The sequence below is a fragment of the Gracilibacillus dipsosauri genome (assembly GCF_003176895.1).
GTDB classification, from domain to species: domain Bacteria; phylum Bacillota; class Bacilli; order Bacillales; family Amphibacillaceae; genus Gracilibacillus; species Gracilibacillus dipsosauri.
The window spans coordinates 171,479-190,899 of the sequence record NZ_QGTD01000005.1 but is presented as its reverse complement, the minus strand read 5'-3'; the positions used below and the strand labels follow the sequence as shown (position 1 = coordinate 190,899).

The window sequence follows — 19,421 nt, the reverse complement described above, 5'->3', positions numbered from 1 at the left end:
AGCAAAAGGCACTTCTTCTCATGTCGATACCATTTGTTATTTGGTTAATTGTTTTTAAATATATCCCAATTGCAGGATGGTTAATGGCCTTTCAGGATTATAAACCACAATTTGGTTTTTTGGAGCAGGATTGGGTAGGTCTTGATCACTTTAAAGATTTATTCAATGAGCCCATGTTTTATACGGCATTAGAAAATACGTTAGGTATGGGGATTTTAGGGCTTATTTTTGGTACCGCTTCAGCCATTGTATTTGCTTTACTATTAAATGAATTGCGCTTTATGGTGGTGAAAAAGTGGACACAAACGATTTCTTATCTACCACACTTTGTTTCATGGGTTATTGCAGCTAACATTGTGATAACAATGCTTTCACAAGAAGGAATTATTAATAATCTCTTAACAGGAATGGGCTTCATTGATAATCCTATCAATTTCATGGCAATGCCTGAGATGTTTTGGGGGATTGTAACAGCAGCTGATGTGTGGAAGGAAACAGGGTGGAATGCCATTATTTATTTAGCTGCAATGGCGGGTGTAGATCCTCAATTATATGAAGCAGCAAAAGTGGATGGAGCAAGTAGAATCCGCCAAATGTGGCATATTACCTTGCCAAGTATTCGTTCTGTGATCATCGTTTTATTAATCTTAAATATTGGTAATCTAATCAATATTGGATTTGAGAAACAAATGTTACTAGGAAACAACATTGTACAGGAAAAGGCACTTGTTATAGATTTATATGCTTTAGATTATGGTATTGGTATGTTCCGATATTCGTTTGGTACAGCTATCGGTATTTTTAAGTCAGTCATAAGTGTCATTCTAATTTTGATTTGTAATGGCTTTGCCAAAAAAATAGGCGAAGGTAGGGTATTTTAATGATAAATGAACGAAAGGAGCATACACAATGAAAAAGAAATGGACAGCTTTTGATATCATATTGACGCTATTTATGCTATTTGTTGTTGTCATTACACTTTACCCGTTCTTAAATATATTGGCGATTTCTTTGAATGATGCGACAGATACAGCAAGAGGTGGTATTCATATTTGGCCTAGGGAATTTACCTTTGCGAATTATGAAGAGATTTTTGGTAGTAACGATCGTTTACTACAAGCCTTCTTCATGTCTATTTTACGAACAGTCATTGGTACGGTTACAGGAATTATTGCAAGTACCATGCTGGCATATACGTTGAGTAGAAAGGATTTCGTCTTAAATGGCTTTGTTGGCTTACTATTAGTGCTAACAATGTTCATTAGTGGTGGTCTGATTCCAGAATATATGTTAATTCGTAATCTTGGTTTAATTAATGATTTTTCTGTTTATATTCTACCGATGCTACTGTCTGCCTTTAATGTAATCGTAATCCGCTCGTTTATGGATAACTTACCAGCAGCGTTAGAGGAATCAGCAAAAATAGATGGGGCTAATGATTTTGTGATCTTTAGTCGGATTATTATCCCGCTCTGTATGCCAGTAATTGCAACGATAGCATTATTTTTGGCCGTAGCACAATGGAATAGTTGGTTTGATACGTATCTTTATGCTAGAAGCAATGAAGCATTAACGACTTTGCAATTCGAGCTGATGAAGATTATTGACAATGCCAATATTTCCAGTGGTGATATTAATTCACAAAATGCTGAAATTGTAGCAGGTCAAACGAATCCACAGTCAATTAAAATGGCGATTACCATTATTGCAACTGTTCCAATCCTTCTAGTCTATCCATTTTTACAGAAATATTTTGTAACAGGGCTAACATTGGGGGCAGTCAAGAGCTAAGGTATTAATTTTATAATTAATATATATATAAACATTCAAAATGGAGGGGTTAATATGAGTAAGAGGCTATCAAAATTTTCGCTAGCAGTACTTATTTTACTAGGCTTAGTCGTACTTGCTGCATGTAGTGATGGCAAAACTTCAGATAATGCAGAGAAGGAAGGAGAGGGTTCCTCAGATGAACCATTAACTTTAACATTCTTCAATGCTGATGGAGGAGAAGAAAAAACGTTTGATGATCCAGTTGCCAAAAAAATAACAGAAAAAACTGGTATCAAACTAGAAATGGATTATCCAGTTGGTGGAAATGATGAAGCGATTCCTTTAATGATTGCTAGTGGGGAATACCCTGATCTTATTTTTGCCAAAGGTGATATCGGTAAATTAATCGAAGCTGGAGGTGTCATTAAGCTGGATGATTTGATCGAAGAAAAAGGTGATAATCTAAAAGCAATGTATGGCGATCAAATTAACCGTCTTCGTAATTCAATTGAGGATCCAAGTATTTATACAGTAGGAACATATGGTGTGGAAAATGCCTACTGGGAAACGAGTGGAACCTTCCAAATTCAATTAGACGTATTACGTGAATTAGGTTACCCTGAGATTCGCACATTAGAGGATTTTGAAGCAGCGTTAACAGAATACTACGAAAAATATCCTGAAATTGATGGACAGAAAACACTCCCGCTATCGCTTTTAGGTAGTGATTGGCGTTGGCTTATTACCGTAGGAAACCCTGCAGGATTTGCAGCAGGATTACAAGATGATGGCCAATGGGCGGTTAATGACGAAACAGGTGAAACATCCTATAAATTTTTACTACCAGAATTTAAAGAATATTTCAAATGGTTAAATGGAATGAATGCAAAAGGATTACTAGATCCAGAATCCTTTACGCAAACTTATGATACGTATATCTCCAAATTATCATCTGGACGCGTGCTAAGTGTAGCCGATCAGAATTGGAACTTTGGAGATGCCGATAAAGCATTAGTTGCTGATGGTAAAGAATGGAGAACTTATGCTCCTTTACCTGTAACATTAGGAGAGGAATATAAATCTCAAGCATTAAAGGATTATGGATTTGCAGGTGGTTGGGGTATAGCTATTTCATCTACGAGTGAACATCAGGAAGAAGCATTTGAATTTCTAGATTGGATGGCATCAGAAGAAGCACAAATTCTTACTAATTGGGGAATTGAAGGCGAGAATTACGATATAGTTGATGGAAAACGTGTCATGCAAGAAGATGATCGCGAAAGAATGAACAATGATCCAGATTATGCAAAAGAAACAGGTGTCGGCTACTATGTCTATCCATTCCCACAATGGGGTAATGGTGCTGTAGACTCAGAGGGTCAACCAATAACACCAAATTCTGAAGAACAAATTGTAGCTAACTATAACAGTGCTGAGAAAGAAGCATTAAAAGAATATGAAATGACTAATTGGATTGAGTGGTTCCCATCTACAGAAGAGCTTGGTAGATCCAATCATGGCACAGTGTCCAATTATACCATACCACCAGGCAGTGATGTTCAAATTATCCAACAAAAAGCAGATGATTTAACCGAACAAAAAATCACTCAAGCTATATTAGGTGATCCAGCGGACTTTGATAAGGCATGGGAGGATATGATCGCTGAATTAGAAGCAATGAATATCCAAAAAGCAAATGAAGAAATGACACAAATGACAAAAGATAAAATGGAGCTTTGGGAAACGAACGAATAATGTAAATCAATCCATGAGCCTGATTCCAATCATTTGGATCAGGCTCCATCTATTCTATTCTAAGCTGAGAGAAGGGAGTGACAGGATTGAGTAGAAAACAATACTTATGCATGGATATTGGAGGAACAAGCGTTAAATATGGTGTTTTAACACATATGGGAGAGTTTATTTTTCAAGATAGCTATCGAACAAGACTAAGTTCGAGGCAGGAATTCCTATCAGACTTAGCGAATACAATAAATGAAATGAGTAAGAAATATGCTATTGAAAAGGTTGGCATAAGTTTTCCAGGCTTTATTAATCCACAGACAGGGTTTGCAGAATTTGCAGGAGCAATTGCGGTTTTACATGGAACGAACATAAAAGAACAATTAGAGGAAACAGTAGATTTACCCATTCTAATAGAAAATGATGCGAATTGTGCGACACTTGCAGAGAAATTAAGTGGGAACGCGGTTGGTTGTGACCATTTTATTTGCATGACAATCGGGACAGGTATAGGAGGGGGAATAGTCGTTAATGGAAAATTAGTAAATGGACATGCATTTAAAGCTGGAGAATTTGGATTAATGATTGTGGATGGGATGAGAGATGGCTATCAAACAATGCATGAAATTGCCTCTACTAGTGCCCTTATTCATCAATTTAAACAATTAAAGCATATGGATGATGATTGTTGGGTAGATGGAGAGCAAGTCTTCCAAGAAGCAGAAACAGATGTAAAGGTAAGAGAGCTACTTGATCAATGGTTTGCCTCTATTAGCTATGGAATATTTAATCTAGCAACCGTATTAAATCCCGAAAGAATCTTAATAGGTGGGGCTATTAGCGTTCGATCCGATTTATATGAAAATCTATTAGTGAAATTAAATAACATCCCATCGTGGCACGATATTCAAGCAAAAATTGTACCATGTAAGCATCATAATGATGCTGGAATCCTTGGTGCTTTATATAAATGTTTAGAGGAGGAAAAATATGATAAATGATAAATTACAAAAGATTTGGTATGGCGGTGATTATAATCCTGAACAATGGGATGAAGCAACATGGGCTGAGGACCAACGAATGTTCAAGCTCGCAGGAATAGATGTTGCAACCATTAATGTTTTTTCATGGGCTTTGAATCAACCAGATGAGAATACTTATGACTTTTCATGGTTAGACGAAACAATTGATCGCTTATATCAAGATGGGGTGTCTATTTGTCTAGCAACAAGTACAGCAGCACACCCCGCATGGATGGCAAAACGCTATCCAGATGTTCGCCGAGTAGATTTTGATGGAAAAAAACGACAGTTTGGCGGTCGACATAATTCCTGTCCTAATAGCCCAACCTATCGTAAATATGCAGAACGAATAGCGGAGAGATTGGCAGAAAGATATAAAGATCACCCTGCTGTCTTAGTCTGGCATGTTTCAAATGAATATGGTGGTTATTGCTATTGTGAAAATTGTCAAAAAGCATTTCGTGTTTGGCTCAAGGATAAATATCAAACATTAGAAGCGGTCAATGAAGCGTGGAATACACGTTTCTGGGGGCATACCTTTTATGATTGGGAGGAGATTGTTCCACCTAATGGCCTAAGCGAAGAGTGGCAAGGCGGTCAAAATACGAATTTTCAGGGTATTTCACTAGATTATCGTCGTTTTCAATCAGATAGTTTACTAGATGTCTATAAATTGGAACGTGATGCCTTGAAAAGGCATACACCTAATATACCAGTGACAACAAATCTGATGGGATTATATCCTGAACTCGATTATTTTAAATGGGGAAAAGAAATGGATGTCGTGTCATGGGACAACTATCCATCGATTGATACACCAGTTAGTATGACCGCAATGACCCATGATTTAATGAGAGGCTTAAAAAGTGGACAACCCTTTATGTTAATGGAGCAAACACCTAGTCAGCAAAATTGGCAACCATATAATGCCTTGAAACGACCGGGCGTGATGCGATTATGGAGCTATCAAGCGGTAGCACATGGTGCGGACACGGTGATGTTTTTCCAATTAAGACGTTCTCGAGGTGCGACGGAAAAATATCATGGTGCAGTAATTGAACACGTCGGTCATGAGCACACAAGAGTATTCCGTGAATCTGCACAGCTTGGACAAGAACTAGTAAAGCTCGGAGATCAAATTATTGGTAGTAGAGTGAATGCTAGAGTAGCTATTGTGTTCGATTGGGAAAATCGTTGGGCAATCCAGCTGTCGAGTGGTCCATCGATTGCCCTTGATTATGTCAAAGAAGTACACAAATATTATGATGCCTTCTATCGGAACAATATTCCAGTTGATATGATATCCGTCGAAGAGGATTTAAGTAAGTATGACATTGTTATTGCTCCAGTGTTGTACATGGTGAAGGAAGGCCATTCCGATCGTTTGAAGGAGTTTGTTAAAAATGGAGGTACGTTTGTGACGACCTTCTTCAGTGGAATTGTCAATGAAAATGATCTTGTCACATTAGGAGGCTATCCTGGTGAACTACGTGAGCTTGTAGGCGTTTGGGCAGAAGAAATTGATGCATTAGAGCCATCCCATTACAACGAGATTGTATTTAATCAATCATTCGGTTCCCTACAAGGCAAATATAAATGCAATATTTTATTTGATTTAATTCATGCAGAAAATGCAGAAGTGCTAGCAACATATGGATCCGATTTTTATCAAGGTATGCCAATTTTAACTAAAAATAATTATGGAAAAGGGGAAGCTTATTACATTGCCTCAAGTCCTGATCAGGCATTTGTTCAAGATTTTGTGGATACGATTTGTACGAACAAAAAGGTGCAGGGTATATTCACTTCTGAGGAAGGCGTAGAGGTTATTGCACGAGAAAAAGATGGTCACACCATCATTTTTGTCCTAAATCATTCTGTAGATAACAATACCTTCGATACAGGTGAGCGTACGTATGTGGATCAAATTACCGGTGAGAAATATAACGGAAAAGCAGAAATAGCAGGTAGAGATGTGCTGATATTAAAGGAGGAAAACTAGCATGAAATTTACAGATGGTAATTGGATGATCCGAGAGGGTTATCAAATACATTTTCCAAAAACAATTCATGAGATGGAACAGCAGAATGGTGCCATAACCTTATATGCACCGTGTAAGTATATTAATCATCGAGGGGATACACTAGATGGTCCTTTATTAACGATCCAATTGTCCTCTCCTATCGATGATGTGATTCGTGTTCAAACATGGCATTTTAAAGGAGAAAAAGCAAAATATCCAAATTTTGATGTATTAGATGAGGTAAATATGATCAACGTAGAAGATAAAGAAGATGAAATTTCCTTTTCCAGTGGTGGTTTGTATTTAACACTACAGAAACAGGATTTTGCCTTGTCATTCAAAAATCAGAATGGAAAGCTCACGGATGCTGATGGCAAAGGACTTGCTTGGATTAATGGTCCAGAGGAGAAAACATATATGCGTGGGCAGCTAAAGCTTGGCGTTGGAGAACATTTATATGGATTAGGTGAGCGTTTTACCCCGTTTGTAAAAAATGGCCAAACGGTAGATATTTGGAACAAAGATGGTGGAACTAGCTCCGAGCAATCCTATAAAAATATTCCGTTCTTTTTAAGCAGTAAAGGCTATGGTGTATTTGTCAACCATCCTGAGGAGGTAAGCTTTGAGCTTGGATCGGAAACCGTTTCTCGTACACAGTTTAGTGTGCAAGGAGAATATCTTGATTATTATTTCATTAATGGACCAACACCAAAAGAAGTGGTCAGTCGCTACACAACATTAACTGGTCGCCCAGCATTACCACCTGCATGGTCATTTGGTTTATGGTTATCCACATCCTTTACAACTGATTATAATGAAGAAACAGTCAATCATTTTGTTGATGGTATGGCAGAGCGTGGCATACCATTAAGTGTCTTTCACTTTGACTGCTTTTGGATGAAGGAGTTTGAATGGAGCAATTTCCTCTGGGATCGTCGTAATTTTCCAGATCCAGAAGGAATGCTAAAACGATTGAAGGACAAGGGTTTAAAAATTTGTGTATGGATCAATCCATATATTGCACAAAAATCGCTTCTGTTTGATGAAGGTCTAAAAAAAGGTTATTTATTGAAGAAACCGAATGGTGATGTTTGGCAATGGGACCTATGGCAAGCAGGGATGGGAATTGTTGATTTTACTAATCCAGAAGCTAGTAAGTGGTTCCAGGAAAAACTAAAGGGATTACTCGAAATGGGAGTGGATTCCTTCAAAACAGACTTTGGGGAAAGAATACCAACAGATGTCGTTTATTTTAATGGATCTGATCCAAATAAAATGCACAATTATTATGCTTATCTATATAATGATGTCGTATTTGATCTACTGAAACAAGAAAAAGGGGAAGAAGAAGCGATTGTTTTTGCCCGTTCTGCAACAGCTGGTGGTCAAAAATTCCCCGTTCATTGGGGAGGAGATTGTGACTCTACCTATGATGCTATGGCTGAAAGCTTACGAGGAGGCTTGTCGTTAACCACTTCCGGTTTTGGCTATTGGAGTCATGATATTGGTGGCTTTGAAAATACAGCAACTCCAGATGTGTTTAAACGTTGGACGGCATTTGGACTACTGTCTAGCCACAGCCGCTTCCATGGTAGCTCATCCTACCGTGTTCCATGGAATTTCGATGAGGAAGCTGTTGATGTAGCACGCCATTTTACGAAACTAAAAAATAGTTTGATGCCATACTTATATGAACAATCTGTAGAAAATAGTAAGACAGGGATACCAGTCATGCGATCCATGGTATTGGAATTTCCTGAAGATCCACTTTGTGAAACGCTCGATCGTCAATATATGTTAGGAGATAGCCTACTAGTTGCTCCAATTTTTAATGAGGAAGGGATTGGCTCCTTTTACTTACCAAAGGGAAAGTGGACACATCTTTTAACAGGGGAAGTAGTGGAGGGTGGAACATGGCTTAAGCAGCCATATGATTATTTTAGCTTACCATTGTTTGTTCGTCCGAATACCATTTTACCGATTGGCATGAGTGAGGATACTCCAGTTTATGAATATGTCGATAGCGTAACCTTTAAGCTTTACCAAATCGAGGATGGAGTAATCATCCGCAAGAGGTTAGTTGAAGCAAGCGGAAAAGAGGTAGGTTCCATCGAAGTAGCTCGAAAAAATAATGAATTACTCATTCATGTTGAAGGATTGGATAAATCATACCATGTTGAAGTGGTTGGACATACGAAGGTTAGTCCAGAGCAAGGTACAGAACAAGTGAAAATAAAGCTATAATATAGAATAAAGCTATCTTTATTGGTTGAATCTAACCAGTAAGATAGCTTTTTTTACTATAGGCGTGCAAGGCATGAGGAATGTCTTGCCGAGAAGCTTCATTATTAATGGTATTCCTTTCATAATAACCTTAAGTAGTGTTATAATTTTGGTTATCAAAATTTTATTAAAGAGGCGAAGAAAAATTGAAATTTGGTTTTTGGCATCTATTTAAGACAGACTTAAAGCATGGAACAACAAATTGGGTTGCCGCTATATTATTGGGTGGTTTGATTATCCTACCATCCTTATATGCATGGATGAATATTGAGGCATCCTGGGATCCGTATGGAAGAACAGAAAATATAAAAATAGGTGTTGTGAATGAAGATACCGGTGGGGAAGTTCGTGGTGAATCAATTGATGTAGGAGAAACACTGGTGGATTCATTAAAAGAAAATGATACGATGAATTGGCAATTCGTGACCAAAGAAAAAGCTATGGATGAGCTAGAATATGGTAATTATTTCGCTACAATCATCATACCAGAGGATTTTTCAAAGAAATTATCAACCGTGATCACAGACAACCCGGAAAAAGCAAACATAGAATATTACGTGAACGAAAAGATTAATGCAATCGCACCAAAGATTACAGATAAAGGTGCGGGGGCGATTGTTGATAAGGTGAGTAGTCAATTTATTTCGGAAGTAAATGGTGTAATCTTTGAGATGTTTAATGATCTTGGTATAGAAATGGAACAATCTTTACCAGATATTAAGCGATTTGAAAACTATATTTTTACACTGGAGGAAAATTTACCAGAAATTCATCAAATATTAAATCAATCCCTTAGCGATGCAGATAAAGCTGAAGGGATGATTAATGATGCCCAAGGCTTAATCCCGACTGTGAAAGATGCAGCAAATAATGGTCTAACTACAGTGAATGATACGCTTGGCTATTTGGAAAAAGCGGAGAATCGCTTGAAGGAAATGGCACCAAAGATAGAGCAGGATTTGAAAAAGATCCAATCCACTAGCCAAAAAATTAATGATTTTCTCCATGAAATCGAGAATAATCAACCAGAAATTACTCAAGGTAGTGAAATTTTAAATCAGGTAAATGGGCAATTAGATAGTACGTTAGAAAGCTTAAACACAATAGAAACGGCATTAAAACAATTACAGGAGCAAAATAATAACGAAAATAATCCCGATAATGGGGAGTCAGAACAAAATGATCAACAAATTGAAACGGCATTAAATCAAATTGCTTCAATAAAAGAATCAATAAACACAATGAAGACAAATACATCAGAAGTTGAATCAACGATACAGGAGAAACAACAGGAAATCGATGAAAGGTTTCAATCATTAACACAATTTTCAGATGATGTGAACACAACCATTGACTCTTTTGTAAAGGAATATCAACAAACCATCGCACCAAGAGTAGAAGAAGAAATCAAGCAAGCAGAATCAACGTTGACGACTGCGAAAAACATTCTAGTGGAAGTCCAAAATACATTACCAGAAATTGAACAAATGTTGAATAATACCGAAGGAAACCTAGCCGAAGGGGAAGAAATGCTTAATTATGTGCTAGGCGAATTCCCTTATGTAAATGATAAGATCAATACATTAGCTGACAAAATTCGAAGCATTCAAAGCGAAACAGATATGGAAGAGATTATTAAACTCCTCCAAAATGATCCGAATGCAGAAAAGGGATTTTTTGAGGAGCCTGTGACATTAGATACGAATAAAGTTTTTCCAATTGAGAATTATGGAACAGGAATGACACCATTCTACACTGTTTTAGCTATTTGGGTTGGTGGACTATTATTAATATCTCTAATGTCTACAGAGCCACATGATCCTTCTATTTATACCGAAAGACATATGTATTTTGGAAGATTACTGACTTTTTATGTCATCGGAATATTACAAACATTCATCGTCACCTTTGGAGATTTATTCTTATTAGGAGTAAGCGTAGACTCGGCAGTATGGTTTGTTCTCTTCGGATTATTGATTAGCTTGATTTTTATCTCTATTGTTTACACATTAGTGTCCGTCTTTGGAGATGTCGGAAAGGCGATGGCGATTGTACTTCTCGTCCTACAAATCGCAGCAGCTGGGGGTACTTATCCTGCTGTTTTATTACCAGAATTCTTTCAGGTAATTCACCCATTTTTGCCTTTTACTTATGGGATTAATCTCATGAGGGAGGCAGTAGGTGGAATTGTTTGGGATAAGGTCTATGCAGACGCTTCGATACTCACACTATTCGGGATTGCCGCCATTCTTATCGGAGCATTTTTGAAGAAACCAATTAATCATTACACGAATAAACTAAAAAAGAAATCAAAAGAATCAGGCTTGTTTCATTAAAAGTAGGGAGATTTTATCTTCCTACTTTTTTAAAAATGCACAATAGGGAAGACTGAGCCTGCATTAGAGAGCTTAAGAGCACAATAAAGAAACTTCAGCTCACAATCGATCGAGTTACAGCGCATTAACCAGATATGAAGTCACGATAGTTTGAACGAGCTCACAATGAATAAAATTCAAAGGCGATTTTGTGAGAATGGTGAGTTCACTATTCAAATCGTAAAGTGAATAGTTCTAAATGTATTCCCTCTATCATTTGTGTCAAGAGTAGGACTAATCGTGAACTCACCTCTATCAAACCATGTTTGCACGGGTGTTTTAGATTAATCCAAATAATCGTCTTAAAAATCAGGAAAGCGCTCCCTTTTCGCTCTGGTTGTGATAGAATAAAATGGTTGAGGAGGGATTTTCATGTTATTAGAACAAAGGCAGAAATTATTATTTATTGGAGATTCAGTTACAGATTGTGATCGTGCAAAGCCACATGGTGAAGGCTTGTTTCATGCGCTTGGTAATGGATATGTTTCCGTTGTCGATGCTTTCCTAAAAGCGAATTATCCTGAATTAGGAATTCGAGTTGTTAACAAAGGAATTTCAGGAAATACAGTGCGTGATTTAAAAGCGAGATGGCAGGAGGATGTCATTACACAAAATCCTGATTGGTTATCCATTATGATTGGAATAAATGATGTATGGCGACAGTTCGATTCCCCTTTTATTAAGGATCACCATGTATACATAGAAGAATATCAGGAGACTTTAACAGCACTCGTTAAAGAGTCAAAATTACAGACTGAGAATATTCTTTTAATGACCCCATATTACATAGAAATAAATGAAAATGATCTAATGAGAGCGAAAATGGACCAGTATGGAAAAGTGGTGAAACAGATAGCGGAGGAGGAAGGTTGTTTATTTATTGATACACAGGCTGCCTTTAACAAGATTCTAAAAAATTTATATGCTGCAACCATTGCATGGGACCGAGTGCACCCAAATGAAATAGGTCATACTATTTTAGCAAAAGCATTTTTAAACAAAATAGGCTTTGATTGGACGAAATAAAATTCAACTAAAAAAGTGGTAGAGTAGGTTTACGAACCTTCCTCTATCACCTTTTAATTCAACAGCTATTTTACTATTTGACAGGTATTGCACCTTTAATTTATGTCGATCGTATTTTTGCAAATCCCTAATTATGGTATCAAAGCCTTTAAAGAATAAAGGTCATTACGCCAAACAAAACAGTGGCAATACCTGCTGAGATGATCGCAGGTAATAGCTTGTATTTCGCATAGGAAAGTGCATTGATATCAAGGATTTGTGCAATCGTGTTATTGTTATCACTTAATGGTGATGATATAGAACCGAACGATCCACTTGCAAAAACTGCCCCAATAACTAATGGTAAATGAGCATCAGCAGCTGTTGCTAATGAAATACCAAGTGGCATTAGTATCCCCCACGTTCCCCAAGAGGAGCCGATAAAATAGGAAACAAAAGCACCAATGACAAACATGACAGGTGGAATAAATAAGGCTGGTACCCAGCTAACATTATTGGTGACAAACTCAGAAAAGCCTAAGTCCTCTGTTACAGAAGATAGTGCCCAAACAACAGAAAGAAGTAATATTACTGACATTAAGTTATTACCAGACTCGATAAATTCATGAATCATTGTTTTTAATGAATTTCTTTGGAAGAGCAACATTACAATTGTTACTAACAATGTGATGAATAAGGCGACAACCATTGCCTCAAGCACATCTGCTTGGATAAAAGCTTGAAAAAAATCATATCCCTTGGAGTAGCCATCCCACCATGTTAAAAACAGGGTAAAAATAATAACAAGCGCAACAGGGATAATCAAGTTCCAAGGTCTAGAAGGTGTCTCATGTTCAGAGGATTGTTCTTGTTCTTCTTTCACAACAGATGGGTCATTTTCTTCGTGTGTCACCCGTTCCTTTGAATGGCGAAATAAAACAAATAGTGTACCAACAATAATCATTGAAATGGCAAAGAAATTAAAAGGAATGCTCTGAACATACAGCGTATAGGAGTCTGCCTCAATTCCCTGGTTTTGTAACCCCATTTCAATAACAGACACCATATATCCTACAAATGCTGTTGCAATAGGGATTAAAACAATAACAGGCTGTGTACTTGTTTCGATCATAAAGGCAAGTTCTTTTCTTGTCATTTTTATTTTCTTTAATAAAGCCTTCATAATAGGCGCAACGGTAACGATACGAAAGCTTGGAGCACTAAAGGTCCCAAGAGTAGAAGCCCATGTTAAAAGAACAGCTTCTTTTTTGGAATCAATCGTTTTAGCACTTAGATCCACAAATCCTCTGATCCCGCCAGACACTTTGATTATTCCGACAAGTCCAGAAAACATATATAAGAAAATAATAATTTTTAAGTTATTAATATCTGTTAAGCTATCTACAATATATTGAGTTGCTCTTTGAATCCCCCCAAGTAAGGAAGGTTCAACGAAGTATGCTCCAACAATTAGTCCAAGCGTGAGCCCAGGAAAAACTTGTTTTGTTTTGATCGCAGTAATAATAACAACGACAAATGGAATAATTGAAATCCAGCTTCCTTCCATCCTTTCCTCTCCTTTGGTTGATCAGATTTTTGTTAGGTTGTGTGAAAATAGTGGAAAATATTCTTATAACATTAGTAGTCTCATAAAGAAAAGCAAGCACCTAAAGTAGAAAATGATGTCTAAATGAATACAAGTGATGTATGATTACATCACTTGTGCTCATTTGATATAACATACTTTTCGATTACTGTTGCTGTTGTAATCTTTGTTGTACCTCTTGGCATACGTCATTTGCACTAAGTCCATGAGCACTAATGACAGAACCTTGAATCACAGCATTTTGCATCCCCATCATATTTTGATCTTGACCGGAAATGACACAGCAATCACAACCATTTGCATCTTGTTCTTGTCTTAATGTAATCACTTCATGGCCATCCTCTTGTAGTCTTTGCTGTACATCTGTTAAAGACTCTTCTACACCAATGCGTGCCATATTAAAACCTCCTTGATTTTCAATCATTTTAATGTTTGTCGTAACTCCTTGATTTATTCACAAAATTCTAACTCTAAATCGTAATTCAAATTTTTTTGCTTTCTCTATTTCAAATTTAGTTTATAATAGAACTACAACTAAAAAAAACGTTTTCAAAGCTATGAAAAGGGAGAGTAGTGTGAATGAATAAATTAGATGAATTGTTTGATCAGTTTTACGATCATGCTTTAACAGATTCCGTCAAAGCAGTTGGTCCAGTCGAAAGAAAACTGACACTAAAAACAGGTCTACTAAATTTATTGGGTGACTTCTCCCAATTGGAAGAGGAAATGCTAACAGCTAAACCAGAATTATTGGAGAAAAGAGAATTTCCAGAATATACTCGTGAATTATTTCTATTTCCTATTACTCCTTTATTAGAATGTAAAATGTATGTATTAACACCAAAAAGTGAGCAAAATTTTTATCCATCGGTCTTGGCATTACATGGACATGGTTATGGTGTGAAGGAAATTGTTGGTCTTAAGGAAAACGGGGAGGAGGATGACGGGGAACCTGGCATTCACCAGTATTTTGCTGTCAAACTCGTCAAAAAGGGGTTAAAGGTATTTGCTCCGGAAGTAATTGGATTTGGGGAGAGGATGTTAACTCGTGATATCAAACAAGGAAAGCAAAATTCCTGTGAAGCGATGGCGACAAACCTTTTGATGGAAGGGAAGACGCTTGCTGGCTTGAGAATATGGGAGGCTCGTCAAGTGCTCTCTTATATGGAAAAACATCCTGATGTTAATGCAGATAAACTGGGAATGATGGGCTTTTCAGGAGGTGCATTAGTAACTGCATATACTGCCGCTTTAGATTTACGAGTGAAGGCAACCGTACTAACAGGATTCACCAACACATTTAGAGGTAGCATTATGGCTATGCGCCATTGTATTGATAACTATGTACCAGGCATTTTAAATTTTGCAGAATTACCAGAATGGATCTCCTTAATCGCACCAAGGGCATTGTTTATCGAAGCTGGAGACAAAGATCCTATTTTTCCACATCGATCTGTTTTAGAAGCAATAAAGGAAATAGAAGAGGCATATCATAACAGACCGGAAAAATTTGCTTATGACATATTTCCAGGCTCACATGAAATTAGTGGTCGAAAAGCATACGACTGGTTAAAAAATCAACTCTTGTAGGAGTGGTATTATGAGTTTTAATTGGAAAAGACTTGATCATGTTCAACTCGCTGCACCAATCGGATCAGAAGCAAAGGCTATTCATTTCTTTAAGGATATATTATTAATGAAACAGATAGAAAAACCAGAAAATTTGAAGAAACGTGGTGGTGTCTGGTTTCAATTTGGCGACTATCAGCTTCACATTGGAATAGAAGATCCTTTCCAACCTGCTAAGAAAGCACATCCCGCCTTTGAAGTGGAACATTTGGATGGATTAAAGGACCATCTCACGAACCATCATATTGAGTTTATGGATGACAATAATCTTCCTGGCGCTAACAGAATATATGTAAATGATCCTTTTGGAAATCGCTTGGAATTGCTGGAATGGAAATAATGGAAAGTCTGTGAAAATATTAAGCAAACGATTTCTATTTCTCTTCATTATGTTATACTTTTTAAAAAAGAAAGCTTTTCTGGGGGGATAGAAACAAATGAAGCTATGGGAAACTTTGAAAACGATGTCTTTTAAAGAGGCAGTTGATTATATTTGGGAATATTATAAGATTCATATTATAGGTATTATAGCGGGTTTGTTTATTTTAGGATCTATTATCTCGAGTGTTTTGAAAGAGGACGAGGTTCTATACAATATGATGGTAGTTGCTCCCATACCTTATGACGAAGTGAATGTATTTTCTGATCAAATCAATGAAGCTCACTACGAGGATTTCGAAGTAGCGGTAGATAATATTATTTATGATGGTGGCGATTTGTCTAATCAGTCGTATGATCAAGTACAGAAATTAATAGCAAAAATTGCTGCTGGAATGGTGGACGTAATGGTAACAGAGGAAAGCTTTGCATTAGATCTAGTAGAACAAGAAGGGCTTACTCCTATTGAAGATTTATTTGATGTAGAAAAACTCAAACAACATGGGGTGGAAGTTGTTGACTTTGGTAGTGGAACTGCTTATGGAATTAAGTCAAATAAGCTGGATGTATTTCAGGATAATCAACATTATCAAAGTCGCGTATTAGTTTTTCCTTCCAATGCTGAACAAGTAGATTTAACAGATGACTTTTTAGAAGCATTATTACCATAACAAAAAGGACGACAAGTGGTGACTCACGCTTGTCGTTTTAACATTAGAAATGAAATGCCTTATCGAACCCATTGCTTTCAAGAAAAACATAATAACATTATTTTAAGTAAAATATTGATCAATCTTCTCGTCATATATGAACTAATATAGAAGATAAAGGAGTTTTATCATGAAAAAAGCTATTTATGTAATGAACCGAGAACCGTTTGATCTTGTGTATCCAACGTTTATTAGGGAAGAAATTGCGCAGCTAGTGGACATACCTTCTCCTCAATTGACCGCCAGTGAGTTAGAACAGGATCCGTCCATTTTAAATGAGGTGGAAATCTTGTTGACTGGTTGGGGAGGACCTAAAATAGATCAACATTTACTCGATTATGCGCCAAATTTAAAAGCAGTATTGTATGCAGCAGGCTCTATTAAACAATTAGCAACAGAGGAGGCGTGGAATAAAGGAATAATCTTCACAACAGCAGTAAATGCAAATGGACAACCAGTAGCCGAATTCACTTTATCTCAAATATTATTTTGTCTAAAGAATGGCTGGCAATTTGTTAGAGGAATTCGCAATCAACGACAATTTCCGCAAAAGCCTTTTCCTATATGTGGTGCTTTTAGAAGTATAGTCGGACTCATTTCACTGAGCACGGTTGGACGGCAGGTTGCCCAACTACTTTCGTCGTTTGATGTGGAGGTAATAGCATATGATCCATTTGTTTCTAAAGAGGAAGCTGAAAAGCTTGGGGTAAAGCTAACAACCTTAGAAGAGATTTTTCAGGTTTCCGATGTAGTATCCTTACATGCTCCTTTATTACCTGAAACGATTGGCATGATAACAGGAGAGCATTTTGAACAAATGAAACAAGGGGCGAGCTTTTTAAACACCGCAAGAGGGGCTATAGTCAAGGAAGTGGAAATGATAGAAGTACTTCAAAGAAGAACAGATATAACAGCAGTTCTCGATGTAACAGATCCAGAGCCACCTGTGAAGGAATCACCACTTTATCACATGGAAAATGTCGTGCTAACCCCCCATCTTGCAGGAAGCGAAGGCATAGAGTGTGGAAGAATGGGAGAATATATGCTACAAGAATTGGGCCGATATATTAAAGGGGAAAATCTTAAGTGGAGGATTACGAAAGCACAATTTGAGAGGATGGCATGAATGAAATTAGGTATATGCTCGGTTACATTCCGTCATAAAACAGTAGAAGAAGTTCTAGAAATCACCGCTAAGGCTGAATTAGACAGTGTAGAATGGGGAGGAGATGTTCATGTTCCCCCAGACGATCTTGATCATGCGAGGAAGGTAGCAGAAAAAACGAAGAGCTATGGAATGGAAGTAGCGAGCTACGGGTCCTACTACCGTGTTGGAGATAGAAATGATTATCCCTTTGAGAAAATAGTAGAGACTGCCAGTGCTCTAGGTGCCACCAAAATACGAGTTTGGCCAGGTGGTTTAGGTAGTAATGAGGCGGATCAAATTTACCGGCAGCAGGTAATCCAGGATGCACTTAGAATTGCAGAAATAGCTGAGAAGGAGGGTATTTCCATCCATTTGGAATATCATAATGGTACGTTAACCGATACAAAAGAGAGTGCCCGTCAGCTAATGGAAGAGATTTCACATGACAATGTATTCCTTTATTGGCAGCCGATGAATCAAGCTTCAGTGGAAGAGCGTTTAGCAAGTATTGAAGCGGTTAGGAGATGGATCTCAAATGTCCATGTTTTTCATTGGGAAACATGGGAAAAACGTTATGCGCTAGCAGAAGGAGAGCAGGAATGGCTTGCCTATCTGAGAAAAATAGTAGAGGACAAGAGAGATCGTCATCTATTAATGGAATTTGTTAAGAAGGATGATGAACAGCAGTTTTTAAGAGATGCAAAAGTATTGAAAGACTGGATAGATAACATCATTTGAAACAACCTAAATACCTTTTAGGTTGTTTCTCTTTTGATTAAAACAGTATCAATGAACACTTTCTTCGCCACTGTTCGTTCTTCACGCAATCTCTCCATTAGTATACCTACAGCCGTTTTTCCCATTAATTCTTTTTCAATCCGAACAGTGGTTAATGCCGGATAAATGTATTTCGATACACTGATATCATTAATTCCGACAATGCTAATTTGTTGAGGTATTTCTATTTTGGCTTCATTTAATGCCTTAATTGCTCCGATTGCTAGCGGATCATTCGCTGTAACAAAACCGATTGGTTGATTACTGTAAGATTCGATAAATTGACTCATTAGCTCATATCCACTGTCCACATGATAATCTCCAATTAAAAATAGGGATTCATCTAGCCTATTGGCCTCAGCTAAATAGCTTCTCATTGCCTTTTCACGAATATCCTTATCAATAGTACCCTTTACTCCTATAAAACCAACCTTTTCCATCCCTTTTTCGATTAAATGATCGGTAGCCTGTTGAATAACCGTTTCAAAGTTGGTTAGTACGGCATCACAGCCTTCATTCATTTCTGACTCGATCAAAATAACATGATTGGATTTCATTTTAAGTTGATTAAGTGTTTTTTTACTAAAGCGTCCAACTGCGATAATTCCATCTATATCATTAGGAATTTGGTCAATTTCTGAGAGTAGATATTTTAGTAAATGTATATGATATTTCTCCGCTTCTTCTTCTATACCATGTCGAACCGCCATGTAATAGAGATCTGACAATTCCTCTGCCTCTGTAACCCAGTGAATAAAAGCAACCCGACGAAATAGCTTTTTACGAGAGGATTTTTTTTGATAAGAGAGTGCTTCCGCAATTTCGAAAATCCGTTTTTTTGTATCCTCTCCTACAGATAGACTTGCATCATAATTTAAAACACGTGAAACGGTTGCGATGGATACACCAGCTTTCTCAGCGATATCCTTAATAGTTGCCATAGTAATAA

16 protein-coding genes are annotated in these 19,421 nt (G+C 37.2%); 13 read left to right on the top strand and 3 right to left on the bottom strand.

Annotated elements, in window-relative coordinates:
- Window positions 1-20: 20 nt before the first annotated feature.
- The 8 genes from DLJ74_RS05010 to DLJ74_RS04975 all read left to right on the top strand — a co-directional run bounded on the left by DLJ74_RS05010 (window position 21) and on the right by DLJ74_RS04975 (window position 12,246).
- A complete protein-coding gene (locus DLJ74_RS05010; protein WP_425454566.1) occupies window positions 21-881 on the top strand; it encodes an ABC transporter permease in 861 nt (286 codons plus the stop codon).
- 28 nt (window positions 882-909) lie between these two features.
- Entirely contained in the window at window positions 910-1,791 is an 882-nt protein-coding gene (locus tag DLJ74_RS05005; RefSeq protein WP_109983591.1) for a carbohydrate ABC transporter permease, read from the top strand.
- A gap of 54 nt (window positions 1,792-1,845) precedes the next feature.
- Window positions 1,846-3,528: an ABC transporter substrate-binding protein gene (locus tag DLJ74_RS05000; protein WP_109983590.1), complete on the top strand. Its 1,683-nt coding sequence runs from the start codon at window positions 1,846-1,848 to the stop codon at window positions 3,526-3,528.
- Window positions 3,529-3,614: 86 nt separating this feature from the next.
- Entirely contained in the window at window positions 3,615-4,517 is a 903-nt protein-coding gene (locus tag DLJ74_RS04995; protein WP_146202423.1) for an ROK family protein, read from the top strand.
- Window positions 4,507-6,540 (top strand): beta-galactosidase, encoded by a 2,034-nt coding sequence (locus tag DLJ74_RS04990; protein WP_109983588.1) that lies wholly within the window; start codon window positions 4,507-4,509, stop codon window positions 6,538-6,540. Before DLJ74_RS04995 ends, DLJ74_RS04990 begins: the two co-directional genes overlap by 11 nt.
- Window position 6,541: 1 nt before the next feature.
- Window positions 6,542-8,806 carry an alpha-xylosidase gene (gene yicI, locus DLJ74_RS04985; RefSeq protein WP_109983587.1) on the top strand — a complete coding sequence of 755 codons (2,265 nt, stop codon included), beginning with the start codon at window positions 6,542-6,544 and terminating at the stop codon, window positions 8,804-8,806.
- Between the two features lie 185 nt (window positions 8,807-8,991).
- On the top strand, window positions 8,992-11,181 hold the full coding sequence (locus DLJ74_RS04980; protein WP_109983586.1) for a YhgE/Pip domain-containing protein: 2,190 nt from the start codon (window positions 8,992-8,994) through the stop codon (window positions 11,179-11,181).
- A 411-nt stretch (window positions 11,182-11,592) separates the two neighbouring features.
- The gene (locus DLJ74_RS04975) at window positions 11,593-12,246 is read left to right on the top strand and encodes an SGNH/GDSL hydrolase family protein (RefSeq protein ID WP_109983585.1); all 654 of its coding nucleotides are present in this window, start codon (window positions 11,593-11,595) and stop codon (window positions 12,244-12,246) included.
- A gap of 148 nt (window positions 12,247-12,394) precedes the next feature.
- Here the strand turns inward: DLJ74_RS04975 and DLJ74_RS04970 are convergent, their stop codons facing one another.
- Both DLJ74_RS04970 and DLJ74_RS04965 read right to left on the bottom strand, forming a co-directional pair.
- Window positions 12,395-13,792 (bottom strand): Na+/H+ antiporter NhaC family protein, encoded by a 1,398-nt coding sequence (locus tag DLJ74_RS04970; RefSeq protein WP_109983584.1) that lies wholly within the window; start codon window positions 13,790-13,792, stop codon window positions 12,395-12,397.
- Window positions 13,793-13,976: 184 nt separating this feature from the next.
- Entirely contained in the window at window positions 13,977-14,228 is a 252-nt protein-coding gene (locus DLJ74_RS04965) for a YkuS family protein (protein ID WP_054787109.1), read from the bottom strand.
- A 182-nt stretch (window positions 14,229-14,410) separates the two neighbouring features.
- On the opposite strand from DLJ74_RS04965, the gene DLJ74_RS04960 reads away from it, so the two are divergent.
- The 5 genes from DLJ74_RS04960 to DLJ74_RS04940 all read left to right on the top strand — a co-directional run bounded on the left by DLJ74_RS04960 (window position 14,411) and on the right by DLJ74_RS04940 (window position 18,433).
- Window positions 14,411-15,421 carry a dienelactone hydrolase family protein gene (locus tag DLJ74_RS04960; protein WP_109983583.1) on the top strand — a complete coding sequence of 337 codons (1,011 nt, stop codon included), beginning with the start codon at window positions 14,411-14,413 and terminating at the stop codon, window positions 15,419-15,421.
- Between the two features lie 10 nt (window positions 15,422-15,431).
- Window positions 15,432-15,800 (top strand): VOC family protein, encoded by a 369-nt coding sequence (locus DLJ74_RS04955; protein ID WP_054787107.1) that lies wholly within the window; start codon window positions 15,432-15,434, stop codon window positions 15,798-15,800.
- 97 nt (window positions 15,801-15,897) lie between these two features.
- Window positions 15,898-16,509 (top strand): hypothetical protein, encoded by a 612-nt coding sequence (locus DLJ74_RS04950; protein WP_109983582.1) that lies wholly within the window; start codon window positions 15,898-15,900, stop codon window positions 16,507-16,509.
- Window positions 16,510-16,678: 169 nt separating this feature from the next.
- Window positions 16,679-17,674 carry a hydroxyacid dehydrogenase gene (locus DLJ74_RS04945; protein WP_109983581.1) on the top strand — a complete coding sequence of 332 codons (996 nt, stop codon included), beginning with the start codon at window positions 16,679-16,681 and terminating at the stop codon, window positions 17,672-17,674.
- Window positions 17,675-18,433 carry a sugar phosphate isomerase/epimerase family protein gene (locus DLJ74_RS04940; protein ID WP_109983580.1) on the top strand — a complete coding sequence of 253 codons (759 nt, stop codon included), beginning with the start codon at window positions 17,675-17,677 and terminating at the stop codon, window positions 18,431-18,433.
- A 17-nt stretch (window positions 18,434-18,450) separates the two neighbouring features.
- Here DLJ74_RS04940 and DLJ74_RS04935 read toward each other — a convergent pair whose 3' ends face one another.
- Complete coding sequence (locus DLJ74_RS04935) at window positions 18,451-19,413, bottom strand: LacI family DNA-binding transcriptional regulator (protein WP_109983579.1); 963 nt, start codon at window positions 19,411-19,413, stop codon at window positions 18,451-18,453.
- Window positions 19,414-19,421: the final 8 nt, after the last annotated feature.

Coding starts and splice junctions, on each gene's coding strand:
- DLJ74_RS04935 (WP_109983579.1), bottom strand. CDS start 19,413: ATGGCAACTATTAAGGATATCGCTGAGAAAGCTGGTGTATCCATCGCA.
- DLJ74_RS04955 (WP_054787107.1), top strand. CDS start 15,432: ATGAGTTTTAATTGGAAAAGACTTGATCATGTTCAACTCGCTGCACCA.
- DLJ74_RS04940 (WP_109983580.1), top strand. CDS start 17,675: ATGAAATTAGGTATATGCTCGGTTACATTCCGTCATAAAACAGTAGAA.
- DLJ74_RS05010 (WP_425454566.1), top strand. CDS start 21: ATGTCGATACCATTTGTTATTTGGTTAATTGTTTTTAAATATATCCCA.
- DLJ74_RS04970 (WP_109983584.1), bottom strand. CDS start 13,792: ATGGAAGGAAGCTGGATTTCAATTATTCCATTTGTCGTTGTTATTATT.
- DLJ74_RS05005 (WP_109983591.1), top strand. CDS start 910: ATGAAAAAGAAATGGACAGCTTTTGATATCATATTGACGCTATTTATG.
- DLJ74_RS04960 (WP_109983583.1), top strand. CDS start 14,411: ATGAATAAATTAGATGAATTGTTTGATCAGTTTTACGATCATGCTTTA.
- DLJ74_RS04965 (WP_054787109.1), bottom strand. CDS start 14,228: ATGGCACGCATTGGTGTAGAAGAGTCTTTAACAGATGTACAGCAAAGA.
- DLJ74_RS04950 (WP_109983582.1), top strand. CDS start 15,898: ATGAAGCTATGGGAAACTTTGAAAACGATGTCTTTTAAAGAGGCAGTT.
- DLJ74_RS05000 (WP_109983590.1), top strand. CDS start 1,846: ATGAGTAAGAGGCTATCAAAATTTTCGCTAGCAGTACTTATTTTACTA.
- DLJ74_RS04975 (WP_109983585.1), top strand. CDS start 11,593: ATGTTATTAGAACAAAGGCAGAAATTATTATTTATTGGAGATTCAGTT.
- DLJ74_RS04990 (WP_109983588.1), top strand. CDS start 4,507: ATGATAAATGATAAATTACAAAAGATTTGGTATGGCGGTGATTATAAT.
- yicI (WP_109983587.1), top strand. CDS start 6,542: ATGAAATTTACAGATGGTAATTGGATGATCCGAGAGGGTTATCAAATA.
- DLJ74_RS04945 (WP_109983581.1), top strand. CDS start 16,679: ATGAAAAAAGCTATTTATGTAATGAACCGAGAACCGTTTGATCTTGTG.